The organism is Streptomyces sp. SID3212 (assembly GCF_009865405.1).
Lineage (GTDB): Bacteria > Actinomycetota > Actinomycetes > Streptomycetales > Streptomycetaceae > Streptomyces.
On record NZ_WWJY01001032.1, the window covers coordinates 1 to 904 of the forward strand.

General features: G+C 76.2%; 1 pseudogene. It reads right to left on the reverse strand.

The features are described from left to right. A pseudogene (locus GT042_RS30505) lies at window positions 1–904 on the reverse strand (DEAD/DEAH box helicase); the annotation flags it as partial.

The window sequence follows — 904 nt, forward strand, 5'->3', positions numbered from 1 at the left end:
GTACCGCCCGCGCGGGACCGGGCGCCTGGCCCGGTGGGCGGTGGAACCCGCCGTGCGGCCCGAGCCGAGCAGCGCGCGCAGGGGCGCGAGGGTGTCGTTGGTGAGCCGGCCGGACCAGGACAGGTCCCAGAGGACGTCGGCCAGGTGCGGATCGGCAGCGTCCGGGTGGGTGGTGGCGCGGACCTGGTCGGCGATCTGGCGGAAGAACAGGCCGTAGCCGCCCGAGAGGATCGTGAGGACGGATTCGTGGAGGGCGCTCAGCTCCAGGGGGTGCGGGGGCGCCAGCAACAGCGGGGCCGTGTCGGCGAGATGGAGCGAGACCCAGCCGTCCTTGCCGGAGAGCGCGCCCGCGCCCGCCCACAGCACCTCGCCCGTGGTGGTCAGTTCGTCCAGCAGCGCCGGGGTGTAGCCGCTGACCCGGGACGGCAGGATCAGCCGCTCCAGGGCCGAGGCCGGGACCGGCGCCCCCTGCAACTGCTCCACGGCGCGGGCGAGTCCGTCGATCCCGCGCAGGCTGTGGCTCCCCAGGTGCTGCCACTGGGGGAGGAAGGTAGCGAGCGCGGCGGGCGCGACCGGCTCCAGCTCCTGGCGCAGGGCGGCGAGCGAGCGGCGTCTCAGCCGGCGCAGGACCGTGGCGTCGCACCACTCCTGGCCGATGCCCGAGGGGTGGAACTCGCCCTGGACGACCCGGCCGCCGGCCGCGAGGCGTTGCAGCGCGCCGTCCGTGACCGCCGCGCCGAGGCCGAAGCGCGCGGCGGCCTGGGACGAGGTGAACGGGCCGTGCGTACGGGCGAAGCGGGCGAGGAGATCACCCAGGGGGTCCTTGACCGGTTCGGTGAACGCCTCGGGGACGCCGACGGGCAGGGCGGTGCCCAGTGCGTCCCGCAGCCGGCCCGCGTCCTCG